Origin of the sequence: Allobosea lathyri, from assembly GCF_900108245.1 — a bacterium.
Classification (GTDB): Bacteria; Pseudomonadota; Alphaproteobacteria; order Rhizobiales; family Beijerinckiaceae; genus Allobosea; species Allobosea lathyri.
This window is the reverse complement of sequence record NZ_FNUY01000012.1, coordinates 124,011-145,797: the sequence shown is the minus strand read 5'-3', so window position 1 is coordinate 145,797 and position 21,787 is coordinate 124,011. Positions and strand designations below refer to the sequence as shown.

The 21,787-nt window shown below is 63.7% G+C and carries 23 protein-coding genes; 5 read left to right on the top strand and 18 right to left on the bottom strand.

Going from position 1 to position 21,787, the window contains the following annotated elements; all coding sequences use genetic code 11:
• Positions 1 to 7: 7 nt before the first annotated feature.
• The 5 genes from C4S73_RS23410 to C4S73_RS23390 form a co-directional block, all read right to left on the bottom strand.
• The gene (locus C4S73_RS23410; protein ID WP_244595744.1) at positions 8 to 853 is read right to left on the bottom strand and encodes a restriction endonuclease; all 846 of its coding nucleotides are present in this window, start codon (positions 851 to 853) and stop codon (positions 8 to 10) included.
• Positions 854 to 938: 85 nt separating this feature from the next.
• Entirely contained in the window at positions 939 to 1,322 is a 384-nt protein-coding gene (locus C4S73_RS23405; protein WP_103875001.1) for an XRE family transcriptional regulator, read from the bottom strand.
• Between the two features lies 1 nt (position 1,323).
• Positions 1,324 to 1,692 (bottom strand): type II toxin-antitoxin system RelE/ParE family toxin, encoded by a 369-nt coding sequence (locus C4S73_RS23400; RefSeq protein WP_103875000.1) that lies wholly within the window; start codon positions 1,690 to 1,692, stop codon positions 1,324 to 1,326.
• A gap of 12 nt (positions 1,693 to 1,704) precedes the next feature.
• Positions 1,705 to 2,007, bottom strand: coding sequence for a helix-turn-helix domain-containing protein (locus C4S73_RS23395; RefSeq protein WP_103874999.1), 303 nt, complete (start codon positions 2,005 to 2,007; stop codon positions 1,705 to 1,707).
• A complete protein-coding gene (locus C4S73_RS23390; RefSeq protein ID WP_103874998.1) occupies positions 2,000 to 3,424 on the bottom strand; it encodes a tyrosine-type recombinase/integrase in 1,425 nt (474 codons plus the stop codon). Before C4S73_RS23390 ends, C4S73_RS23395 begins: the two co-directional genes overlap by 8 nt.
• A 350-nt stretch (positions 3,425 to 3,774) precedes the next feature.
• On the opposite strand from C4S73_RS23390, the gene C4S73_RS23385 reads away from it, so the two are divergent.
• On the top strand, positions 3,775 to 4,050 hold the full coding sequence (locus C4S73_RS23385) for a hypothetical protein (RefSeq protein ID WP_103874997.1): 276 nt from the start codon (positions 3,775 to 3,777) through the stop codon (positions 4,048 to 4,050).
• A gap of 41 nt (positions 4,051 to 4,091) precedes the next feature.
• Here C4S73_RS23385 and C4S73_RS23380 read toward each other — a convergent pair whose 3' ends face one another.
• From C4S73_RS23380 to C4S73_RS23370, 3 genes are all read right to left on the bottom strand, one after another.
• Entirely contained in the window at positions 4,092 to 4,526 is a 435-nt protein-coding gene (locus C4S73_RS23380; RefSeq protein ID WP_103874996.1) for a DUF1810 domain-containing protein, read from the bottom strand.
• 81 nt (positions 4,527 to 4,607) lie between these two features.
• Positions 4,608 to 5,246, bottom strand: coding sequence for an alpha/beta hydrolase family protein (locus tag C4S73_RS23375; RefSeq protein ID WP_103875041.1), 639 nt, complete (start codon positions 5,244 to 5,246; stop codon positions 4,608 to 4,610).
• Between the two features lie 23 nt (positions 5,247 to 5,269).
• Complete coding sequence (locus C4S73_RS23370; protein ID WP_103874995.1) at positions 5,270 to 5,764, bottom strand: cupin domain-containing protein; 495 nt, start codon at positions 5,762 to 5,764, stop codon at positions 5,270 to 5,272.
• Positions 5,765 to 5,994: 230 nt separating this feature from the next.
• On the opposite strand from C4S73_RS23370, the gene C4S73_RS23365 reads away from it, so the two are divergent.
• The gene (locus tag C4S73_RS23365) at positions 5,995 to 6,993 is read left to right on the top strand and encodes a L,D-transpeptidase family protein (RefSeq protein ID WP_103874994.1); all 999 of its coding nucleotides are present in this window, start codon (positions 5,995 to 5,997) and stop codon (positions 6,991 to 6,993) included.
• Between the two features lie 53 nt (positions 6,994 to 7,046).
• On the opposite strand, the gene C4S73_RS23360 is transcribed toward C4S73_RS23365, so the two are convergent.
• Genes C4S73_RS23360 through C4S73_RS23340 form a run of 5 tightly spaced genes read right to left on the bottom strand, consistent with a single transcriptional unit; the run spans position 7,047 to position 12,878 of the window.
• Complete coding sequence (locus C4S73_RS23360; RefSeq protein WP_103874993.1) at positions 7,047 to 8,537, bottom strand: M81 family metallopeptidase; 1,491 nt, start codon at positions 8,535 to 8,537, stop codon at positions 7,047 to 7,049.
• Positions 8,538 to 8,575: 38 nt separating this feature from the next.
• Positions 8,576 to 9,421, bottom strand: a complete 846-nt coding sequence (locus C4S73_RS23355) for an ABC transporter permease (RefSeq protein ID WP_103874992.1) — start codon at positions 9,419 to 9,421, stop codon at positions 8,576 to 8,578.
• On the bottom strand, positions 9,418 to 10,350 hold the full coding sequence (locus tag C4S73_RS23350) for an ABC transporter permease (RefSeq protein ID WP_103874991.1): 933 nt from the start codon (positions 10,348 to 10,350) through the stop codon (positions 9,418 to 9,420). Before C4S73_RS23350 ends, C4S73_RS23355 begins: the two co-directional genes overlap by 4 nt.
• A 35-nt stretch (positions 10,351 to 10,385) precedes the next feature.
• A complete protein-coding gene (locus tag C4S73_RS23345) occupies positions 10,386 to 11,954 on the bottom strand; it encodes an ABC transporter substrate-binding protein (RefSeq protein WP_103874990.1) in 1,569 nt (522 codons plus the stop codon).
• Positions 11,955 to 11,999: 45 nt separating this feature from the next.
• A complete protein-coding gene (locus C4S73_RS23340; RefSeq protein ID WP_103874989.1) occupies positions 12,000 to 12,878 on the bottom strand; it encodes a MurR/RpiR family transcriptional regulator in 879 nt (292 codons plus the stop codon).
• Between the two features lie 152 nt (positions 12,879 to 13,030).
• Between C4S73_RS23340 and C4S73_RS23335 the strand changes: the two genes are divergently transcribed.
• Both C4S73_RS23335 and C4S73_RS23330 read left to right on the top strand, forming a co-directional pair.
• Entirely contained in the window at positions 13,031 to 14,287 is a 1,257-nt protein-coding gene (locus C4S73_RS23335) for an NAD(P)/FAD-dependent oxidoreductase (protein WP_103874988.1), read from the top strand.
• 84 nt (positions 14,288 to 14,371) lie between these two features.
• Positions 14,372 to 15,115, top strand: coding sequence for an aspartate/glutamate racemase family protein (locus C4S73_RS23330; RefSeq protein WP_103874987.1), 744 nt, complete (start codon positions 14,372 to 14,374; stop codon positions 15,113 to 15,115).
• 10 nt (positions 15,116 to 15,125) lie between these two features.
• Here C4S73_RS23330 and C4S73_RS23325 read toward each other — a convergent pair whose 3' ends face one another.
• Positions 15,126 to 16,142, bottom strand: a complete 1,017-nt coding sequence (locus C4S73_RS23325) for an NAD(P)-dependent oxidoreductase (RefSeq protein ID WP_483189220.1) — start codon at positions 16,140 to 16,142, stop codon at positions 15,126 to 15,128.
• Between C4S73_RS23325 and C4S73_RS23320 the strand changes: the two genes are divergently transcribed.
• A complete protein-coding gene (locus tag C4S73_RS23320) occupies positions 16,141 to 17,217 on the top strand; it encodes a LacI family DNA-binding transcriptional regulator (protein ID WP_103875040.1) in 1,077 nt (358 codons plus the stop codon). The genes C4S73_RS23325 and C4S73_RS23320 overlap by 2 nt on opposite strands.
• Before the next feature lie 95 nt (positions 17,218 to 17,312).
• On the opposite strand, the gene C4S73_RS23315 is transcribed toward C4S73_RS23320, so the two are convergent.
• The 4 genes from C4S73_RS23315 to C4S73_RS23300 form a co-directional block, all read right to left on the bottom strand.
• The gene (locus C4S73_RS23315; protein ID WP_103874985.1) at positions 17,313 to 18,221 is read right to left on the bottom strand and encodes an NAD(P)-dependent oxidoreductase; all 909 of its coding nucleotides are present in this window, start codon (positions 18,219 to 18,221) and stop codon (positions 17,313 to 17,315) included.
• A 168-nt stretch (positions 18,222 to 18,389) separates the two neighbouring features.
• Positions 18,390 to 19,301, bottom strand: coding sequence for a carbohydrate ABC transporter permease (locus tag C4S73_RS23310; protein ID WP_103874984.1), 912 nt, complete (start codon positions 19,299 to 19,301; stop codon positions 18,390 to 18,392).
• Positions 19,294 to 20,256 (bottom strand): carbohydrate ABC transporter permease, encoded by a 963-nt coding sequence (locus C4S73_RS23305; RefSeq protein WP_103874983.1) that lies wholly within the window; start codon positions 20,254 to 20,256, stop codon positions 19,294 to 19,296. The genes C4S73_RS23310 and C4S73_RS23305 overlap by 8 nt, the downstream gene beginning before the upstream one ends.
• Positions 20,257 to 20,371: 115 nt before the next feature.
• Complete coding sequence (locus C4S73_RS23300; protein WP_103874982.1) at positions 20,372 to 21,673, bottom strand: ABC transporter substrate-binding protein; 1,302 nt, start codon at positions 21,671 to 21,673, stop codon at positions 20,372 to 20,374.
• Positions 21,674 to 21,787: the final 114 nt, after the last annotated feature.

The window sequence follows — 21,787 nt, the reverse complement described above, 5'->3', positions numbered from 1 at the left end:
TCCCGGCCTATTGAGGGAAGAGGTCGCGGACGCGCACGAACGGCGCCCCGGTTTCACCAGCGCGCCGCACCTTTCGTTCCAGGACTTGGGTCAATGGAATTTCCCGATCCAGCATGTCGTAGATGTCGAGGCCGTCCATGCAGATCACTCGCTTCCCACGCCCGAATGCCACCAAGCCGTCTTCGGTGAAGCCGCTGTTGCTGACGAACAGGCCTCTTGTCCAAGCCGCCTTCTGTTCAATCTTCCCGTGGAAAGTATGGAGGTCTGCCACACCGATCGCGTGTCCGTGCCATTTTGCTTCGACCAAATAAGTTTCGCTGCCAAGCAGAAAGCTGCCATCGATCTGTTCGCCGCGAAGGCGAAATGGTTCTTCCGCAGCAAGACCATTCGCGTCGAAGACCGTTTTAAGGAAGCGTTCGAACGCATAGCCTCGGGTCTGCGGCGCGAGCGCGGAAACTCGAAGCAAGTCCGCCTTGATCGCGGCCAACGTGTCTCGATCAAGCCGGCTCAGCGTCGGTTTAGCGGATTTTGTCTGGGAAGCTGCGCCGCCAGAAAGCCGGTCGACTAGTGCCTGGTAGCGCGCCTCGGAGTTGACGACGGGGTCACTAACGCCGGCGCGCGCGAGGTATTCAGTGCGATGCTCCCAAAGAGCAGCGAGCGCCCGGCCCGCGGTAGCGTCGCCGCAAGACTGGAGGAAAAAACGCAGACGCTTTCCCTTTGAGCCGCCGTTTACGGCGAACCGGGGTTCATCGATGTTTACCTTCAGCTCGGAAGCGAAAAACTCCGCGAAGCTGGTGTCGGAGAAGTCCAGCACGAAACCGGGACCCCGCACAAAATCGACGAGATCGTCCACAAGTCGCAAGTCAATTGAACGTACAGAGCTGATGGAAATTCCCCCCAGTCCTCACGTGTGCCTCTCCGTGCACGACGCCTAATCTTTATCGTTGTCCTCGGCGCATTTTTCCGGCGGCAGTTGGTCGTCCCGGGTGCTGCCCCCTGATCGACGTTGGCACCTCGCCGAGATGCTCGAGCTTGAGGACAGGGCGTGCAGGCAGCTTGACGCTAAGTTCAAGCTTGCCTCCAATTGCTTCGACATAGCTGCGCAGCGTTGAAAGATACATGTCAGTCTGCCGCTCAATCTGAGAGACGGACGGCTGTCTGATATTCAGGGCAGACGCTATCTCAGCTTGTGCTTTGCCGGCGATCTGACGCAGTTCGCGCAGGCCCTCAACGTTCTGCTTTAGCTCCTGATAACGCGCTTCGATCGCCTCCTGCTCATCGGCGGGCAGCGCAGCAATGATGTCGGTCAGGGCCCGGCCCATCTCACTTGCCTTTCTTTACTGATTTCAGGTTTTCCAGATGCTCGGAAAAGCGTAGATCCGCTTTTGCGATTAGCTTCTTGTAGAAGCGCTTCTGGCTGCCACCAGACTTGTCGCCCGCCACAAGTACGATGGCCCTCCGCTCGGGATCGAAGGCAAAGGCTGCGCGCCATTCGCCATCCCCGCCCTCGAACCGCAGCTCCTTCATGTTGGCGAATCTCGATCCCTTGAGTGTGTCGGCGTGAGGCCGGCCAAGCTGCGGCCCGTAGTCGGACAGCAGCTTCGCGGCGGCGATCAACGCGACCCGCACGTCACGCTCAAAGGTCAGGACCTCAACCTCGAAGGAGGAGTGGAATTCAACCTCCCATTCCATATAGGTTCTAACCTATGTTCGGTCAATGGGAAGGATGCGCGGAGCGACCGGCGAGGCCATGGTTGCGCGACGGCAGCTTTCGGCCCAGGCATCAAGATCGTCGACCGCGTAGCGGACCCATTTTCCGAACTTATGGAAAGCGGGTCCGCCACCAAGCGAGCGGTAACATTCCAGCGTATGCGCCTCGAGGGCCAAGTAGCGGGCGGCCGCCTCGGTATCGACGAATCGGATCGGACCAGCGTCATCGACGAACTTGGCGCGACGCAGGATGTCCGGGGTTGGCCAGCGGCGTTGCTGGTTGGCGTCTTTATGCATGGCTCGCCTCCTTCGGCTCGTCGCGCTTGGTGCCTGGAGGGACGGTGCGGTTCTCGCCGGAGCGATGGCGGAAGGGCCGATAATTCCCGAGCTTGGTGCGGGAGCTGTACTGGCCGTCCTCGTAGCCGAGGGGCTTGCCGGCCGCCGTCACGACCGGATCGATAACCTCTCCTTCAGGCGCCACCGAAGGCACGTCCACAACAACCAGCGCCGGCGTCGGGATGGGAGGCGGGCTCGTTGGGTGACCGCCAAGCAAAGCCTGGCGTCGCTGGTTCACGGCTTCCGCCGCAGCGCGCACCGGGTCGTCCTCGGTGTGGACGTACTTCATGAACATCGTCACCGTTTTGTGGGCGGTGAGCGCCATGCCGACCTTTACCGGAATGCCGGAGTTGGCGATGTCGGTCGCCGAGCGATGCCGGATACCATGGGTCCCGATATGGGGGAGCCCCGCGCGTTCAAGGATGCGTCGCCACCCCTGATAATAGGTGTGCTTCGACATCGGCAGATTGGGGTCGAAGACAGACGGGCAGACGAACGGCGATTCCTCAAGGAGCGGCGCGGTCTCGAAGAGACGCTGCGCTTCGGCGCTCATGGGCTTGGACATGCCGCCGGTCTTGCTGTCGGGCCAGACGACGCGCCGATTGTCGTAATCGATCCACGACCATTCGAGCTGGAGGATCTCCGACATGCGCGCGGCGAATTCGAACTGGAGCCGGATCGCGAGGAGGATGAAGGGATGCTCAAGACCCTCCCCCTCTGCGCGCGCGAGGTACGCGAACAGCTTCTTCATCTCGCTGTCGGTAATCAGCCGGGTCTTCCCCCGTTCCGGGAATTTCGGGACGTGGCGGCACGGGTTCGACCCGTCGGGGCGCATGCCCCAGACCTCGGCCATGTTGAACATCTTCCGCACGGCCGCCAGGACGCGGTTGGCGTTCGTGGGCTTCTTCGACATCTTCTTCATCAGGTTCGAGATGTCGGCGCGGGTGACGTCGGGCACCTTCAGTTGGCCGAGCACCGGGATGATGTAGCGCTTGCCGTAGCCGCGGTTCGATTCGACAGTGGACGGCTTGTTGCGGGTCTCCGAGTAGTCGGTGATGAATCGGTCGAAGAGTTCTTTGACCGTGGGCGCCTGCCTAGCCGTTGCCCGCTCGGCGCTTGGATCGACGCCACGGCGGACCTCAGCGAACCAGTCCTGGGCGATCCCTCGGGCTTGCTCGACGGTGATCTCGCCGTAGCGGCCGATAGCGGGCTTCCGGCGCTGCCCGTTGTGGGCGACATAGGCGACCATGAAAATCTTGCGGCCGGTCGGGGTGACCTTGACAAGGAACCCCGGTATCGTCGTATCCCGGAGTTCGTAATCGCGCTCCTGCGGGGTTGCGGCGTCTACAGCGGTCTTGGTGAGTTTGATTTTGGGCATTCCTAACCTCCGTTGAGGTCGGATTTCAGGTGCAACATAGGTGCACCTAGAAAGCCAACCATGGCGTACGTCCGGCTAGGCATGTGTGATCTGAGAACCGAAAAAAGCTAGTGCTGACAATCGGTTATCGGGAAAACGGATACTGCCGGATACACAAAGGATAGGGCATATCCGGTCTCTCAAAATCGAGTTCCGCAAGGAGTGCTGGTTCGATTCCGGCCAGGGGCACCATTCGCGTTCTTGATCGTCCAGTTTATTTGCGATTCCGCCTGATCCAACCAGAGTCTGGGGTCAACCGGAACCGATCCTGCCCCCCATCGTTCCCTTGAACATAGAGGGAGGCAGAGCCGATGACCGACAAAAACCCCACCGACGTTCCCACGACCTATCGTACCGCTCAGCGGCCTGGCCAATCCGGCGAACAAAACCAGCGTCGCGCCGGGCCAAGCCCCCTGTCCGGGCACCCGACCGGCCCGCACGCACCCTATGAGTCGGACGACCAGGACGGCACGGCGGCAACCAAACACGGTTCACAGCCTGAGCCGGAAGCGACCGCCCCGCTACCCAAGAAGGGCTTGGCGGGGGAGAATTTCACCATCATCGATAACACCGGCAGGAAGGGCTAGGCTCGGGACCGCGCGGACCCTTTCGGCGCGCATAGCGCTGGTCAGCCGTTCAACGCTCGCAAGGTGCGCTCATCACCCGCACCCTCGCAGTAGCGATCCAGCGCCTGCCGAAACAGATTGTCCGAATCGTCGGTCGCCGTATCGAAAAGTGTCATGCAGGACCGAAATTTCAGATCGTCCGGCGAGCCGAGAATCTGATGGGCCGACCTGCCCTCCACAGCCAGGATCGCTTTCGTGCACGCGTGCAATCTGGGGCCCAGGACGGGGTAGGCAAGGTAAGCCTTCGCCTCGGCCAGCGAAGACAGGCCATAGAACTGCGCAGTCGAGGATAGGCCGAGCCCGCGAAGCTGCGGAAACACGAACCACATCCAGTGGCTGCGCTTTTGCCCGGCCCGCAGCTCAGCAAGCGCTGTGTCGAAGATGGCCGCCTGCGCGGTTACGAAACGGTCGAGATCGTAAGCTTCAATGCTCGCCATGGCATTTCGCCTTACTCGCCATCGTCCATCTACGTTTGGTTAGCCTCTCCAACCGCTGATCGTTGCGGGTCAGGCCGGTTTTCACGCCGTCAAACGGCCGGCCCAGGCGGAGACCCTGTCGGACAAGGTTTTCAGATGGTCGGCGACGGAAAAGCCGGAGATCGCTTTGCGTGGTTTGAGGTCGTGATCGCCGTCTTCCAGCCAGAGGATTTCTATCGCGCTGGACAGGCTATAGGCCGACACCTCCTCGCGAGTGCCAAAGAGATCCCGCGTCCCTTGTGCGATCAGGGTCGGCGTCTTCATGCCCAGGAGATGGGCGGTTCGCAGCTGCTGCGGCTTGCCGATCGGATGGAACGGATAACCCAAGCACAGCAGACCGGCGATCCGGCCGGCCGCAAGAAGTTCGTCGGCCATCATGCTCGCGACACGGCCGCCCATCGACTTGCCGCCAATGATGAGGGCGCCTTTCCATGCGAGTGCGTCTATCGCGGCGGCATATTCCGAAATCAGGGTCTCGGCGCGTGGCGGCGGCTTTCGGCTGGATGATGTTCGGCGGTCTGCCATGTAACCGAACTCGAAGCGAACGACACGCAAGCCCGCCCCTGCCAGGGCCAGCGCATTGGCCGTCATGGACGCGGAATCCATGCCGGCTCCGGCGCCATGCGCCAGAAGGATCGTTGTCCTCGCCTGCTCCGGCCCATCGATCAGAAAATCTGCCATCTCAGCCATTCCCCCGGAGATCATCACCGCCAATGATCGACCAAAGGACCGCCAGCCCCAAGCACAGGATCGCGCTTCGGATATGGCAGCTCGGCGATCGCACGCTTCATCGCAGTCGTCGCAATGTCGCGCTGGATATCACCTTGCTGGTCTGGCGGGTAAGCGCCGACAACGATGAGATCCGGGGTTGCGGACATCAGGCAATGTCCGGTCCCGGCCGGCAGCAGCAGCACATCGCCTTTGCGAACAGTCAGCTCCTCCCCGCCATCTCCACCGAGGACCAGCCGAGCTTCGCCCGCCGCGATCCCGAGCACCTCGTGGCCTTCGCAATGGTAGTGATGGAAGGGGTAAATTCCGTTTCGCCATTGGGGCGGCCAGCCGTTCTCGGCAAACCTCTCTTCCATCCCCGACGCCATCGCCGATTCACCCTCGGGGAAAGCGCCGGAATAGACCAGCACCGGCAATGTCGGATTGTTGGGAACGGCACCGCTGGACTTGAAATACAGAGCTTTGAGCATGATCGGCCTCCGGCTTCCGAACGTCCGACAGCGGCCACCGTTCCGCTGACGGAGGCGCAGACCCGCTACGACTTTCAGCCCGGGAAGGCCAGTTCGAGCAGATGCGCAGCTTGCAGGTGAAAGGCCGGGTTCCCGCCACGTCCTGAAAGTCGGCTGCGCGACATTCCGCTGGGGAACATGATGAGCTTCCAGCCGTATAGCTTCATATATCGCGGGAGCCATGGGCATCGATGAAAACCACTTATCTGCGCATGACGATTCTTGGATTGGTCTTCGGGCTTGGCGCAAGCGCGGCACTCGCCCTTACGGCAGATCAGGTCAATGCGGTGGGGTTCGTCGACAGGCAGGTCGTCGACAGGGACACCCAGTCGAAGGCGGGTCCCGATCCTTTCATCGTCAAGGCTCAGGTCCTGCTCAGCCGCCGCAGCATTTCGCCAGGCGTGATCGATGGCGTCGACGGCGAGAACTTTCGCAAGGCCGTCGCGCAGTTCCGACGCCAGGAGAGGCTTGGCGAAGGCGACGAGATCGACGAAGCGACATGGCTCGGTCTCGGGGGCGAGACCGTCAATGACGTGATCGTCGAGTACAGGCTGTCGGACAAGGACGTCTCGTATGATTTCGCCGACACCATCCCGCGCGACTACGCCAAGCAGGCGAAGATGAAGCGCTTGTCCTACACCAGCCCTCAGGAGATGTTGGGAGAGCGCTTCCATATGAGCGAGAAGCTCCTGAACACGCTCAATCCCGGCGAACGTTTCTCAGAGGCCGGCACCGGCATCTTCGTGGTATCGTCGAGACGTTCGCTCGAAAAAGGCAGCGCCCGGCGGATCGACGCAGTCAAGAGTACCGGTATGGTCGTGGTCTTCGGTGCCGAGGACAAGATCCTTGCAAGCTATCCGGCGACCATCGGGAGCGAGGACAACCCGTCCCCCACTGGCGAATACACCGTAGAACGGGTGGCAAGGAACCCGAACTATACATACGACCCCGAGAAGAACTTTCAGCAGGGCAAGAACACGGAAACGCTGGTTCTCCCACCAGGCCCCAATGGCCCGGTCGGCACCGTCTGGATTGCACTATCGAAGCCAACCTTTGGGATTCACGGTACGCCGGAACCCTCGAAGGTCAGCAAGACCACGTCGCATGGCTGCGTGAGATTGACCAATTGGGACGCCGAGGAACTGGCCGACCTCGTGAAGCCGGGCGTACCGGTGCGCTTCGTGGACTGATCCGCAAGCCCCGGATCGACGACGCCGGCCCATCTTCCCGCGGGAGCGCGATCTCAAACCATGTCGCGATCCAGCGGGAAGATGGGCCGGCGGACCCGCTTGTAGGGCAGCTTGCTGAGATCGGGCGTGCAAAGCGCGCCGCTGTCACAGACGATGACTTTGCCGGCGATCGGCTCGAAGGCAGCGCGAAAATGCTGCATCGATTTCAGTGCGACGATGCGCCTTGCGGCAGGATCGATGCCGAAGGCGCGAAACTGCTGCAGGTCGAGCATCTGCGCGCGCGCGGTCGTGACGAGGATGTCGATGCCGCCAACCCGCAGCGTGGCGCAGGGTCCCCAACTGCCCTTAAGGCCGCCCAACATCGGTCCGTCGCCGACATAGGCCCCGTCGCTCAGGCTGACGATCGTGCCTGTCAGGGCCAAAGGCGCACCGCCGACCCGTGGGTCGATCTTGCCGCCGAGCTCGATCGAGACAATGTCGCCCGCCTTGGCGCGGTGAAGCTCGGCCGCTGCCTCGGGGTCGACTATCGGGCCGAAGCAGGCGTCCTGAAGACCTCCTGCGATCATCGCCCGCAGCAGCTCGGTGGAATCGCCATAGCCACCGCCGCCTGGATTGTCGGCATAGTCGGCGATGATGAGCGGACCCTTTGTCGCTCTGTACGACATGGCTTCGGCCACCGCCGCCTCGACGCTCAGGAAATCGGTCACCTTGTCGAAGCGGCGCTGCCACATGTCGTCGACGAGCGCCTCGGCGAAGGCGCGATGCCGGTCGAGGTCGCCCTGGCAGGTGACGAGCACAGTGGGACCCACCTCCTCGATATCGGCATTGCCGAAGGCGCCGTTGACGCTGACGGCAAATACATCGACCTCGCGCTCATAGGCCCTGGCCTTGGCGATGCGCTCGACCATCGGGCCGATATCGGTGCGTCCGCCATTGACCTCCTCCAGCATCGGCCGCTGCGCCCTAACCGTCACGGGACTGATTTCGCCGGCCATGGTGCGCTGGAGGATATCCGCTGCGAGTTTGCCGCATTCGCGGACATCGACATGCGGGTAGGTCTTGTAGGCGACGACGATGTCGGCAAGCTCGGCCATTCTGCGTGTGACGTTGGCATGCGGATCAAGCGTTATGCCGATGGGGATCTCGCGCCCGAGCACCGCGCGCAGGCGCTCCAACAGCTCGCCCTCGCCATCCTCGGAAAACTCGGTGACCATCGCCCCGTGCAGACCGAGCAGAACGCCGTCGATTGCGCCGGCATGGGCCTTCGCGGCATCGAGGATGACGCCGGCGACGCGCTCATAGGCGTCCCTTGTGACCGGCCCCGAGGGTTGCGCGGCGGCGCTGATCGTGTGGATCACGCGCCAGTTGTTTGGACGGGCTATGTCGAGGAAACCGGCGATTGGCGTATTGGCGTCGCCGCGCGCCGCGATCGCGGCTTCGCCAAGACTGACGCCCCGGTCCTCGAACGCCGCATAGTCAGCCGGACAGCGGCTGAAAGTGTTGCTCTCATGCGAGAATTCGGCGGTCAGCACGGTGAAGGCCATGACGTGTCCTCGGCGGTTTCTTGATTGGTGGCGGAAGGTCAGCCATCCCGCAGCGGGCGGCGGATATCGAGCGCTTCGATCAGCGCATCACCAAACAGGTTGATGGCGATGACGGTTGCCGCGATTGCGAGGCCGGGAAAGATGATGATCCATGGCGCAATGAAGATCTGCGCCGTGCCCGAGCTCATCATCGCCCCCCAGCTCGGCACTGGCGGCTGGGCGCCAAGTCCGAAGAAGCCGAGGGTCGCCTCCAGCACGATCGCATCGCCCGTCGCCAGCATGCCGGCGACGATGACCGGCGTCATCGCATTGGGCAGGAGATGCGCGAACAGGATGCGCGCGGGGCTCGCGCCGGCAGCAACGGCCGCATCGACGAAGATTTCGCCCTTTAGCGCCATGACCTGCGATCGGGTCAGCCGAGTGAACTGGGCGAGATAGGCGATGCCGATCGCGATCGCCGTCGAGTGCAGGCCCGGACCGAGGATCGCGATCAAAATCAACGCCAGCAGGATCTCGGGAAAGGACCAGGTCAGGTCCACGACCATGGTGACGACGCGATCGAAGATGCCGCCGAAATAGCCTGCCGCTGCGCCAAGCGTCGCCCCCAGCAGCACCGAAAGCGAAATCGACAGCAGGCTGACGCTGAGCGATGTACGCGCGCCATGAATGATGCGGGACAGGAGGTCGCGGCCGAACTCGTCGGTTCCAAGCCAATGCGCGGCGGAAGGCTCGGAATTCGCCAGCGAGAGCTTTTGCGCGGCATAGTCATAGGGCGCGATCCAGGGCGCCAGGATCGCGCAGAGGACCAGCCCGGCAAGGAAGAGACCGCACAGCGCTCCCTTCGGCGAGCGCGCCAGTCTCTGGGGAAGCGAGGGCCGGTTCATCGCGTGGCCATCGCTTCGCGCAGCCGCGGATCGAGGGCCGCCTGGGCGAGGTCGCCGATGAGCGTGCCCAGCATCACCGCGATGGCGAGCATCAGCAGGCATCCCTGCACCAGCGGATAGTCGCGCTGGCCCAGCGCGGTGATCAGGAGGGAGCCCAGGCCCGGCCGTGCGAACACGTATTCGACCGTGACCGCGCCGCCCAGAATCCAGCCGATCCGCAAGCCCAGGATCGCCATCACCGGCATCATCGCGTGCTGCAGCACATGCCGGAACTGAATGCGCCAGAACGGCACCCCCTTGGCATGCAACACCCTGACGAAATCGCGGCTCATCGTCTCGACCATGGCGGCGCGGGTGACCCGTGCGATCAGCGCCGTGCCGCCGATGCCGATGGTCAGCACCGGCAGGACAAGCGCATCCCAGCTGCGTGCGCCCGAGACCGGGAACCACTCGAACTGCACGGCAAACATCAGGATCATCAGCAAGGCCAGCCAGAAGCTCGGCAGGGTCGAGCCAAGCAGGATCGCCCCCATCGCAGCCCGGTCGAACCAGCTTTCGCGAAAGGACGCCGCGAGCACGCCGACCACGATGCCGACGATCGTCGAAAACAGCAGGGCGCTGCCGCCGAGCGCCAGGCTATGGGGCATGTTCTCGGCGATCAGCCGGGAGACCTGCTGGCGCATGACGATGGCATCACCGAGATCGCCGCTCATGACCTTGCCGAGCCAGCGCCAGTACTGCGCGATCAGAGGCTGGTCGAGCCCGTAGCGCGCGATCATCTGCGCCTGCTGCTCGGGTGACGACCCGACCTGGATGACATGCTCGAGCGGATCGCCCGGCACGAGATGGATGATCATGAAGATCACCAGCGAAACGGCGAGGAACACCGGCACGAGCAGGACGAGGCGGCGGATTGCAAATGGCAGCACGGTCCACTCCCCTCAGGTGCCGGTGTCCAGCAGCGTCAGTTGGCGGGTGCGATGTCGAGCATGGACGGGCCGTAAAGCCCCGTGCCGCGGATTGTCTCGGGCATCACGATCTTGCGGCCATGGGCGAAGCTCTGGACCGGCTGATAGATCGGTGCGACCGGATATTGCGAGAGCACATAGGCGTGGTAGGCGGTGAAATTCGCCACGCGCTCATCCCAGGTCTTCGACTTGTTCATCGCGATGTCGTTCAGCCGCTCGGCTTCCGGGTCGTTGAACATAGAGACGTTTGGATAGCCCAGCCGCTTGGCGCTGAAGAACCAGTCGACGATATCGGCATTGGTCCAGAGATAGGAGCGGACGGCGAGCTGATGCTCGGTCTTCTTGCGGTACTGCGAGTTGATCGTGCCGGAGTCGAGAATGGTGATCTCCGCTCGCATGCCCACGGCCTTGAGCTGGGCCTGGACGATCTCGGTCAGGCGCTTGAACTCGGTGCCGTTCTGGGCCCAGAGCTTGACCTCGAGACGCTTGCCGTCCTTGGCGCGGATCCCATCCGAGCCGAGCTTCCAGCCGGCCTGCTCGAATACCCGCTTCGAGCGTTCGATGTCGAAGCCGATCTTGTATTTGGGATCGACCTGCGCCTCCTTCAGCGACGAGATCAGGAAGGTGTCGGCAACGGCGCCAACGCCGCCGTAGAGGCTCGCCATGATCTCCTTTTGATTGATCGCGAAGGCGGTGGCCTCGCGGACCTTGATGTCGGTGAAGGGTTCGACACTGGTGTTGATCGGCATGTAGACCACCTCCGTGCCCGGAATCGTGATCAGCTTGGCCGCCTTGTCCGCCTGGATACGCGGCAGGAAATCGACGGGAACGTTGACGAGCAGATCCGCGCCGCCAGTCTTGAGTTCGAGATAGGCGGTCGATTCCTCCGCGATCTCGCGGAATGTCAGCTTCTTGAACTTGGCCGGACCCTGGTTCTTCGAAAGGTCGGACGCCCAGGCATAGTCGTCATTGCGCACGAGCACGGTCTGCTGGCCGACGCTGAACTGCTGCATCTTGTAGGGGCCCGTGCCGACGGCTTCGGTCACGCCGAATTTGTCGCCGAGCGCCTGATAGGATTTCGGCTCGGGAACGCACATGAACGAGCTTGCGAGATTGAACAGCAGGTTCGGGTCGGGGTGCTTCATGTGGAAGCGCACGGTCAAATCGTCGACGACCTCGACACGCTCGATCGCATCGACGGTGAAGGCGTTCTCGGTTCCCTTGAACTGGGGCACCCACCATTCGATCGTCCTGGCGTTGAAGGGCTCGCCATTGTGGAATTTCACGCCGGGCTTGAGCTTGAAGGTCCATTGCAGGCCGTCGGGCGACGCCTCCCAGGAGGCCGCGAGCTGGCCATGGAAGCTCTGGTCGGCATCCTGCACGACCAGCCGATCGTAAATCAGCGTCGTCGCCGTATTGAGCTTGGTCGCCTTGATCGGGTTGTAGGTGGGAGCACCGACCAGCCGGGCCGTCATGACGAAAGTCGCTTCCTGCGCAACCGCAGCGCCGGCAGCCAGAGCACTTAGACCCGTGGCCAGTATTACCGTCTTCAAACTTGTCTTCATGTCCAGATATCCCCTTTTTGTTTTTTGAAGTGCTGAAACGGCCGCCTAGCTCGCCGGCCCCGAGCCGTCGCCGACATGGCCCGTGAAGCGGCCATACAGAGACGCCATCCGGTTCATCCGCTCCTCGACCTGCGGGCCGAGCTCGACGAAGACGCTGTTCACCAGCAGGCTGGAAAGGCTCGCCATCTGCGCGGTCGAATCCCAGAACTGGTTGACCTCGGTCGAGACCACGAACATTTCGTCGACCAGCTCGCGGCCCCAGTCGCAGAAGGAATCGGTCACCAAGGTCGTGCCGATGCCGGCCTGCTTCGCCTCGCGCGCCAGGAGCTTGGCCATGCGCGAGTAACGCCGCGCTTCGAAGATCACGAGGCAGGGCGAGGCACCGCCCGAAAGCAGGATTTCGGAGAAATTGCCGGCGGCGAGATCGACGTGATGAACCCCGTCGCGCAGATATTGCAGCTGGTTGGCGAGATATTGCGCAAGCCCGCGCTCGGTCTGAAAGCCGGTGACATAGACGGCCGACGCTGTCGCCAGACGCTTGGCGACGCGCTTCCATTCCTCCGTCTGCGCCAGTTCGTAGACCGCGACCAGACCGGCGATTTCGAGTTGGAGACTCCGCCCGAGCTGGTCGTTGCCGGCAAGGCTGCGCTGCTGAAAGTCGCGGAGGCGGTCGCTGATCAGCCAGGGCTTGTCGCCGATGTCCTGGCCCAGCCCCCGCTTGAGGTCCTTGAAGCTCTTATAGCCCAGCGTCCGGCAGAAACGCCCGACAGTCGGTTCGCTGACCGAGACCTTCTCAGCAAGGCTTGCCGCCGTCTCGAATGGCAGGCTCGGCATCTGCGCCAGCATATAGCTCGCCAGCGCCTTGTCGGCTTTGGAGCCGACGGTGAGACAGGCCTGCAGTCTCTGGCGAAGGGTCTGGGGCATCGGCACTCCCAAGCGGATGCCCATTCAAGAAACTTTTCTGTCATCCAGTCAATGCATTTTATTTTTCTTGCATTACGTCGATTTGTGGGGCCCTGCTTGGCTGCGTCCGCCACCATGGACGCAAGGGGAGCCCGTCGGCGCGTGATCACGAGATGAAGCAAGACAGCGATGTGATCGTGCTGGGCGCCGGCATCGTCGGGGTCAGCATCGCCCTGCACCTGCAGGAGCGCGGCCGCACCGTATTGCTGGTCGACCGTGGCGAGCCGGGCGGCGAAACCAGCCATGGCAATGCCGGCCTGATCGAGCGGTCCTCCGTCGTCCCCTATGCCTTCCCGCGCGATCTGCCGACGCTGCTGGCTTATGCGACGAACCGCTCGATCGCCGTGCGCTACAACCCCGCGACGCTGCTGCGCCTGTTGCCCTGGCTCGCGCGTTACTGGTGGCATTCTGCACCCGAACGGCTGGACGAGGCCGCTCGCGCCATGCTTCCCCTGATCGAACTCTGCATGAGCGAGCACGCCCGTTTCACCGGGCCTGCGGGCACGCAAAACCTGATGCGTGACGGCGGCTGGATCGAACTCTATCGCTCGGACAAGGGTCTGCAAGATGCTGCAAAGGCCGCCGAAGCGCTGAAAGCCCACAAGCTCCTCTACGATGTGCTTGATGGGCCGACACTGAAGCGACGCGAACCGAGCCTGATCGGCGACATTGCTGGTGGCGTGCATTGGCGCGATCCCATGACCGTCAGCGATCCCGGCGCCGTCACGCGTGCCTATGCGGCGCTGTTTGCAGCGAGGGGCGGCCGGATCGAAACCGGCGACGCCCAGACCCTTCAGCAGGATGGAGGCGGTTGGCACCTCTCCTCATCCGGCGCCGGGCAGCGCGCAAATGAGGTGGTCGTGGCGCTGGGGCCGTGGTCGGCCGATCTCTGTCGGCGGCTGGGCTACAACTTTCCGCTCGCCTACAAGCGCGGCTACCACATGCATTATGAGGCGGTTGATGGAGCCCTCCCGCTCCACCCCATTTGCGATGCGCAAGCCGGATTCGTGCTGTCGTCGATGGAGCGCGGCATTCGCCTCACCACCGGCATCGAACTGGCGGAGCGCGATGCACCGTCCGATCCCCGGCAGCTCGATCGCGCCGAACAGGTCGCGCGCCGGTTGATGCCGCTCGGTCGCCGGCTGGATGCGCAGCCCTGGCGAGGCGCGCGACCCTGCCTGCCTGATATGCTGCCGGTGATCGGCAAGGCGCCTCGCCATGACGGGCTCTGGTTCGCATTCGGCCATGCTCATCACGGCTTCACGCTCGGCCCCGTGACAGGGCGGCTCGTCGCGGACCTCATGACGGGGACGAAGAGCTTTGCAAGCGCGCAGCCTTACAGCCCCGCGCGCTTCGTCAGCCCGCGTTGATACCCGCATTAAGCGGTTGTCTTCGTTCAGTTGACGGCTTACGGCCGGGAGACCATCGGCCTAGACCCTAACGCTGGGGCCACTTTGCGCATCCTGCTGATCAATCCCAACACCATGCCGGAGATGACCGACCTGCTCGTGCAGGTCGTCACGCCGCATCTCCCGGCCGGCGCCACGCTGGTGCCCGCCACCGGGCGCTTCGGGGCGCAATACATCGCAAGCCGTAGCGCCGGCGTTGTCGCGGCGCACGCCGCGCTCGATGCCTATGCGGAGCATGGCGAGGGTTGCGACGCGATCTATCTCGCCTGCTTCGGCGATCCCGGACTATTTGCCTTGAGGGAACTCGCACGCGTACCCGTCATCGGCATGGCCGAAGCAAGCTGCCACGCGGCAGCCGCGAAGGCCGCCCGGTTCTCGATCGTCACCGGCGGCGAGCGCTGGGGTCCGATCCTCAACGAATTCGTCGCGATGCTGGGATTGGGCGACCGCCTGGCCGCAGTGGAGACCGTCGCGCCGACCGGCGCCGATATCGCGCGCGATCCCGATGGCTCGATCGCCCTGCTCGCCGAGGCCTGTCGCAGAACCGCCGACCGCGACGGCGCGGGCGCGGTCATCCTCGGCGGCGCCGGCCTCGCCGGCCTTGCCGCACGCGTCCAGCCCCATGTCGACATCCCCGTGCTCTGCTCGGTGGAAACCGGAACCGCCGCAGTTCTCGCGGCCCTGAAACACGCCCCCGCCAAGCCGGAAAGCGGGGATTTCGCTTTGCCGGCGGCGGTGGACAGCACCGGCCTCTCCGCCCCGCTCGCGCGCCTTCTCGCCCGACTGTGAGAGGCTTCCCTCAGCCCTTTTTCGCCAGCGAAACGCCGTTCTGCGACGCGACCCAGTCGGAAAGCATCGGCACGTAGTCGTCACCCTTGCCGGCCGCCACCGCCGAGGCGAAGACGTTCTTCACGGCATTGCCGACCGGGTTCGGCACGCCCGCCGCGTTGGCGACGCTCTCCAGATAGCGCACATCCTTCAGCGCATTGACCAGCGTGAACTTGTGCGCGTCGCGGTCCCGCTCCAGCACATATTGCATGAAGGTCTGATAGAAGCCGCAATCCATCCGGCTGCCGCGCAACACGCTGTCGAAGGTCTGCGGGGTGATGCCGATCTTCTGCGCCAGCGTCAGCGCCTCCGCATAGATCGCCGCATAACCCATCGACAGGAAGTTGTTGAGCAGCTTCATCTTATGCCCGTCGCCGACCGGGCCGAGATGCACGACCTTCTGGGCCCAAGCCTCGCAGGCCGGCCTGATGCGGGCGAAGATCTCGGGCGCCGCGCCGATCATCGCCGAAAGCTGGCCCAGCGCCGCCTGCGCCGGCGTCCCGCCCAACGGCGCATCCGCAAGATGCAGGCCCTTCGCCTCCAGTTCGGCGGCGATCCTGATCGTCGAGCCGGGATCGGAGGTCGAGCAGTCGACGATCACGGTGCCGGGTTTTGCGCCGGCGACAATGCCGTCTGGCCCATTCACGACCGCCTCGACCTGGGCCGAGCCGGTGACACAGAGGAAGATGATCGTGGCGTTCGCCGCGAGCTCCTTCGGAGTCTTCGCTTCCTTGGCCCCGGCGGCGACCAGCTCCTCCACCGGCTTGCGGTTGCGGTGGCCCATCACGGTCAGCGGGAAACCCTTGTCGACGAGATTTCGGGCCATGCCCTGGCCCATCAGACCGACACCGATGAAGCCGATCGACTCTTTGGCTGTGCTCATCTTCAATTCCTCCGGTTTATATGAGAATGACGTGGAACGTAGCGGAACGGCCGGACCCGGGGCAGGTCGCAAGGTCTTGCTTCCGCCTCCGGAGACGCGCGTCATGACGGCCAATGGCCCGCCCGAACCCAGCTCTTCCACGCAACAGGCCTCCGGGCCTGCCGCGCGCGGCCGCGTCACCCTGCAGATCCTCGCCGATCATCTCTCGGTCTCGACCGCCACGGTTTCGCTGGCGCTGCGCGGCTCGCCGCTGGTGGCAGAAACCACGCGGCTGCGCGTTCAGCAAAGCGCGCGCGAGATGGGCTACAGCTACAACCGCAGCGCCGCCTCGCTCAGGACAGACCGCACCAACATCCTCGGCGTCGGCTTCCACGACATCACCAACCCGTATTTCGCCGAATTGCTGGCGGCGATCGAGGAAACCGCCGCCGCCCATGGCCGCTCGATCCTGCTTGGCACCTATGCAGAGAATCTGGAACGGCAGGACCGCGTGCTCAACACGCTGAAGGAATACCGGCCCGACGGCATGATCATTTGCGCCGCCAGCGCCAGCACCGCCGAAACCTTCGGGCATCTGATCGCGGCCGGCGTTCCGCTCGTCCAGCTTTCGCGCGAGATCCCCGAGCTCGACCTCGATTTCGTCGGCTCGGACGACCGCCAGGGCACCTTGCTGGCGATGGAGCATCTCATCGCGCTCGGCCATCGCCGCATCGCCTTTCTCGGCGAGAACCAGAACATCTCGACCGGCCGCAACCGCTATTCCGGCTATTGCCAGTCGCTGGATCGCCACGACATGCCGCTCGATCCCGCGCTCGTCTACTCGGCGTCCGGCACGCGCGAGAACGGCCTCAAGGGCATCCACGCCGTGCTCGATGTCGACGATCCCCCGACTGCCGCCATCTGCTTCAACGACCTCACTGCCTTCGGCGCGATGCTGGGCCTGCGCCATCGCGGGCTGGAAGCTGGCGTCGATTTCTCGCTGGTCGGCTGCGACGACGTCCAGGAGGCGGCGCAATGGTATCCCGCGCTGACGACGATCAAGAACTTCCAGGAGGAGATGGGTCGCAAATCGGCGGAATTCCTGATCAGGCGCATCACTGAGCCGCATGCGCCGACGCGGCGTCTGCTGCTGACCCCCGAACTGGTGGTGCGCGGAACGACGGCGCCACCCAAGCGCTGACGACCTTCGCGCCGCTCTCAACGTCACGCTCGGCCGGTTGTCGAACAAAACGGGCGCAGCCGCTATGCTCCTGCGATCATGAAGGGCGCAAATGCTCACGGATCATTGGCGGGCTTGGCGTTGAGTGCGCGATAGGCCCGTACCACCTGTGAATCGTCGCGCGCGCCATGGCCCAGTCCCGATGCCGCCAGGAACATCTGGTGGGCGGCCGCGGCCAGGGGCAGCGCGGTCTTGGCCGCGCGCCCGGCATCGAGCACGATGCTGAGATCCTTGACGAAGATATCGACCGCGCTCGCCACCATCGGGTCGGGCTCGTGCATGCGCGGCCCGCGATCCCTCAGCATCCAGCTCGACGCAGCCGAGCCGCCCATGATCTCGAACAGCAGGCGGCCATCGATGCCGGCCTTCTCGGCCAGAGACAAGGCTTCGGCGGCGACTGCGATGTGAACGCCGCAGAGCAGCTGGTTCACCGTCTTCACCGTGGCGCCCTGCCCCGGTTTCTCGCCGACATGGAAGACCTTGTCGCCCAGAGCCTCCAGCACCGGGCGAACGAGGGCAAAGCTATCGGCCGGCGTGCCGACCATGATCGACAGCGTCGCCCCGCGCGCTCCGGTGACGCCACCCGAGACGGGCGCATCGACGAAATGGCGGCCGGACGCCGTGACCTCGGCGGCCATGGCCTCGACCTCGCCGGGTGGGCACGTCGCCATCAGGATGACGCTGGCGCCCGGCGCGAGCGCCGCCAGTGCGCCGGCCTCGAACAGCACTGCGCGCGCCTGGGCCGCATTGACCACCATCAGGACGAGCGCATCCGCGCCTTCTGCGGCAGCGCCGGCGCTTGCCGCCGCATGGCCGCCCGCAGCGACAAGCGCGTCGCGCGCGGATTCGCGCATGTCGAACCCGGTGACGCGGAACTGCCGCTTGACGAGGTTCTCGGCCATCGGCGCCCCCATGGCACCGAGTCCGACGAAGGCGATGGAGGTGGAGGTGGAGGTGGAGGTCATTCAGTGAAGCTCTTTTGACTCCACCGTCATCCCGGACAAGCCGCGTAGCGGCGCCGATCCGGAATCCATCGTAGAGTTCAGCGCCCCATGATGGATCCCGGAGCTTCGCTTCGCTGCGTCCGGGATGACGGCGCGGGTGGAACGAAAGGCAAGGTTAGCCCGAAACAGTTACTCCTTCACCGCCCCGGTCATTGCCGACACATAGTGCTCGACGAAGAAGGCGTAGAGGATCACCAGCGGCAGCGATCCCGCCAGCGCGCCGGCCATCAGCGAGCCCCAGCGATAGATGTCGCCGTCGACGAACTCGTTGACGATCGCGACCGGCACCGTCTTGTTTTGCGTCGATGACAGGAAGGTCAGCGCGTAGATGAACTCGTTCCAGCACAGCGTGAACGAGAAGATGAATGCCGAGATCAGGCCGGGAACCGCCAGTGGCAGGATGATCTTGGTCAGGATCTGCCAGCGGCTGGCGCCGTCGATCAGGGCGCATTCCTCGAGCTCGTAGGGAATGGTCTTGAAGTAGCCCATCAGCAGCCAGGTCGAGAACGGGATCAGGATCGTCGGATAGACCAGGATCAGCGCCAGCGGGGTATCGAACAGGCCGACCTTGTAGATCACCGTCGCCAGCGGAATGAACAGGATCGAAGGCGGCACCAGATAGGCCAGGAAGATCAGCGCGCCGACCGTAACCGCCCCCTTGAAGCGCAGGCGCACGATCGCATAGGCGGCGAGCACGCTGGCCACGAGCGAGATGAAGGTGGCGCAGCTCGCGATGAACATCGTGTTCCAGAGCCAGCGTGGGTAGTCGCTCTCGAACAGCAGCTTGTGGATGTGCTTGAAGGTCGGCGTCCACGTCCAGAACGGATTGACCCGCTCCATGTCGATCAGCTGCTCGTCGGGCTTAACCGCGGTCAAAGCCATCCAGTAGAATGGAAACAGCAGCACGATCAGGATCAGGAGCAGCGGAATATAGGTCGTGACGACACGCCTTGGCAGCGTCTCGAGATAGGCCATGCCCTCGCTGTGGTCCTGCGTGGCAACGCGGCCGCGATCGATCTGTCCGGCGTCGATGCTACTCATTGCTGCCACCCTGCTGCCATTTACGCGTCTGGAGCCCGTACCAGGCGATGCCGATGGCCGCGAGCAGGAAGGGAATCATCGCCGTCGAGATCGCCGCGCCTTCGCCGAGCTGCCCCGCGATGATCGCGCGCTGATAGGACAGCGTCGCCATCAGATGGGTCGCGTTGACCGGGCCACCCCGCGTCAGCGCCCAGATCAGCTGGAAGTCGGTGAAGGTGAACAGCACCGAGAAGGTCATCACCACCGCGATGATCGGCGTCAGCAGCGGATAGGTGATGTGCCGGAAGCGCTGCCAGGGCGTGGCGCCGTCGAGCGTCGCCGCCTCGTAGAGCGATGGCGAGACGGTTTGCAGCCCGGCAAGCAGCGTGATCGCGATGAAAGGCACGCCGCGCCAGACATTGGCGAAGATCGTCGACCAGCGCGCATTCCAGGGATCGCCGAGGAAATTGATGTTGTGGTCGATCCAGCCGAGCCGGCGCAGCGACCAGGAGATGATCGAGAACTGCGAATCGTAGATCCACCAGAAGGCGATGGCCGAGAGCACGGTCGGCACGATGAAGGGGATCAGCACCGCAGCCCGGATCAGCGCCTTGCATGGCAAGTGCTTGTTCAGCAGCAAGGCGAGGTAAAGCCCGATGACGAACTTCGCGATGCTGGCCACCACCGTATAGAGCAGGGTGTTGAAGACCGACATCCAGAAGACGCTGTCGCCTCCCAGCCATTCATAGTTCTCGAGCCCGATGAACTCACCGGCGCGGCCGATCTTGGTGTCGGTGAAGGAGAGCCAGACGCCGAGGAACAGCGGATAGGCGAGGAACAGGAGCAGGATGCCGGCAGCCGGCATCATGTACCAGAATCCGAGCCAGTTGCGGTTGCCGCGGAGCTTCTGCCAGGCCGAGCGTTCGCTCCTGGTTTTCGTCAGGCTCGCCGGCATCTCGATTGCTGAATTGGCCATCGCGGTTCCGGTTTCAGTCGTGAGACATATCCGGCCTTACGCCGGATTGCGGTTTGAAGCGCGCTTGGAAGCGAGGGGCGGCCCGTCGAAACGGGCCGCCCCCGCATTCGTTGCATCAACGGTAGATGCGCTTGGCCTGCCGTTCGGCGCCCGCGATCGCACCCTTGATGTCTTCGCGGCCCGTGGCGTAGTTCGCGAACATGTCGACCACGATGAAGTCGGCGATTGCCGAAGCCGCCTTCTCGCCCAGCGTACCCAGGCCCGCAGGCGTCAGCGTGCGCTTGGCGACGTCGCGGAACGGGGTTGTCTTGGGATCGGCAGTCCAGACCGGATTCTTGTCGTATTCGGCCAGGAAGTGCGACAGGTAGCCCTGCGCCGCGCCGATCCATGGGTTGAACTGCGGAGCGTCCAGCATGAAGGCGATGAACGCCTTGCAGGTGTTGGGCACCTTGGTGAACTGGAAGGCCAGCATCGTGAAGGGCAGATGCAGTTCGGTCGGCTTGCCCGCCGGCCCGATCGGCATGTAGGCGTGGTCCATATCGGCCGCCATATCGGGCTTTTCCTTCTTGGCCGCGACATAGACTGAGATGCCGTTGACGGTCGTATGCAGCTCGCCGGCGAGGAAGGCCTTGTTGTTCGAGGAATCGTTCCACGAGGCCGTGCCGGGAATGAAGGTCTCGTAGAGCGCCTTGCCGTATTCCAGCGCCTTGGCGGTCTCGGGCGAGTTGATGATGACCTTGTCGTTCTTGTCGACGAGGTTGCCGCCATGGCTCCAGAGCAGCCAGTGCAGCCAGGTGTTGGCGTCGCCAGAGGCGTGGCCGAAGGCCATGCCCGCCGGGGTATTGTTCGCCTTCAGCGCCTTGCAGAGCTCGAGGAAACCGGCAGTGTCCTTCGGGAATTCCTTGAAGCCGGCCTTGTTGATCGAGGATATCCGATAGTTCACGAGGCCGCCGCTCGCGGCGATCGGGATGCCGATCCACTTGTTGCCGAGCTTGCCGTAAGCGTCCGCTGACGGGAACCAGCCGCCATGCTTCTCGCCGAGATATTTCGAGACATCGGAGAGGTCGAGGCACTTCTGCGGAAACAGATGCGGCAGCGAGTAGAGGCCCCAGACCAGATCGAGTCCCTGCCCGGTATTGGCGACCACCGAAGCCTTGGGCTGCAGATCATCGTAGGATTCGTTGGTGACGGTGATCTTGGCGCCGGTCGCAGCCTCGAAAGCGGCGACGAGCTTCATGAACTCGACGTCCTCGGCCTCGACGAAGCGCTTCCAGCGCATCAGGTTGAGCTTGGCATTCGGCTCCACCTTGAAAGGCGAGGCCTGCGCCCAGGCCTTGGCGTAGTCGAGCAGGTTCGTGCCGGCGCCGAGGCCCAGCGCCGCGCCGCCCTTGATCAGCGATCTGCGATCGAAGTTCATGTGTGTCCTCCCTGGGATGTTGGTTCGGCCGCTCTTTTCGGCAGCCTTGAACCGGATTGTCCGGTTTTGGTGTGGACCCGCCCCCATCGGACATGGATGGGAGCCGGCTTGATC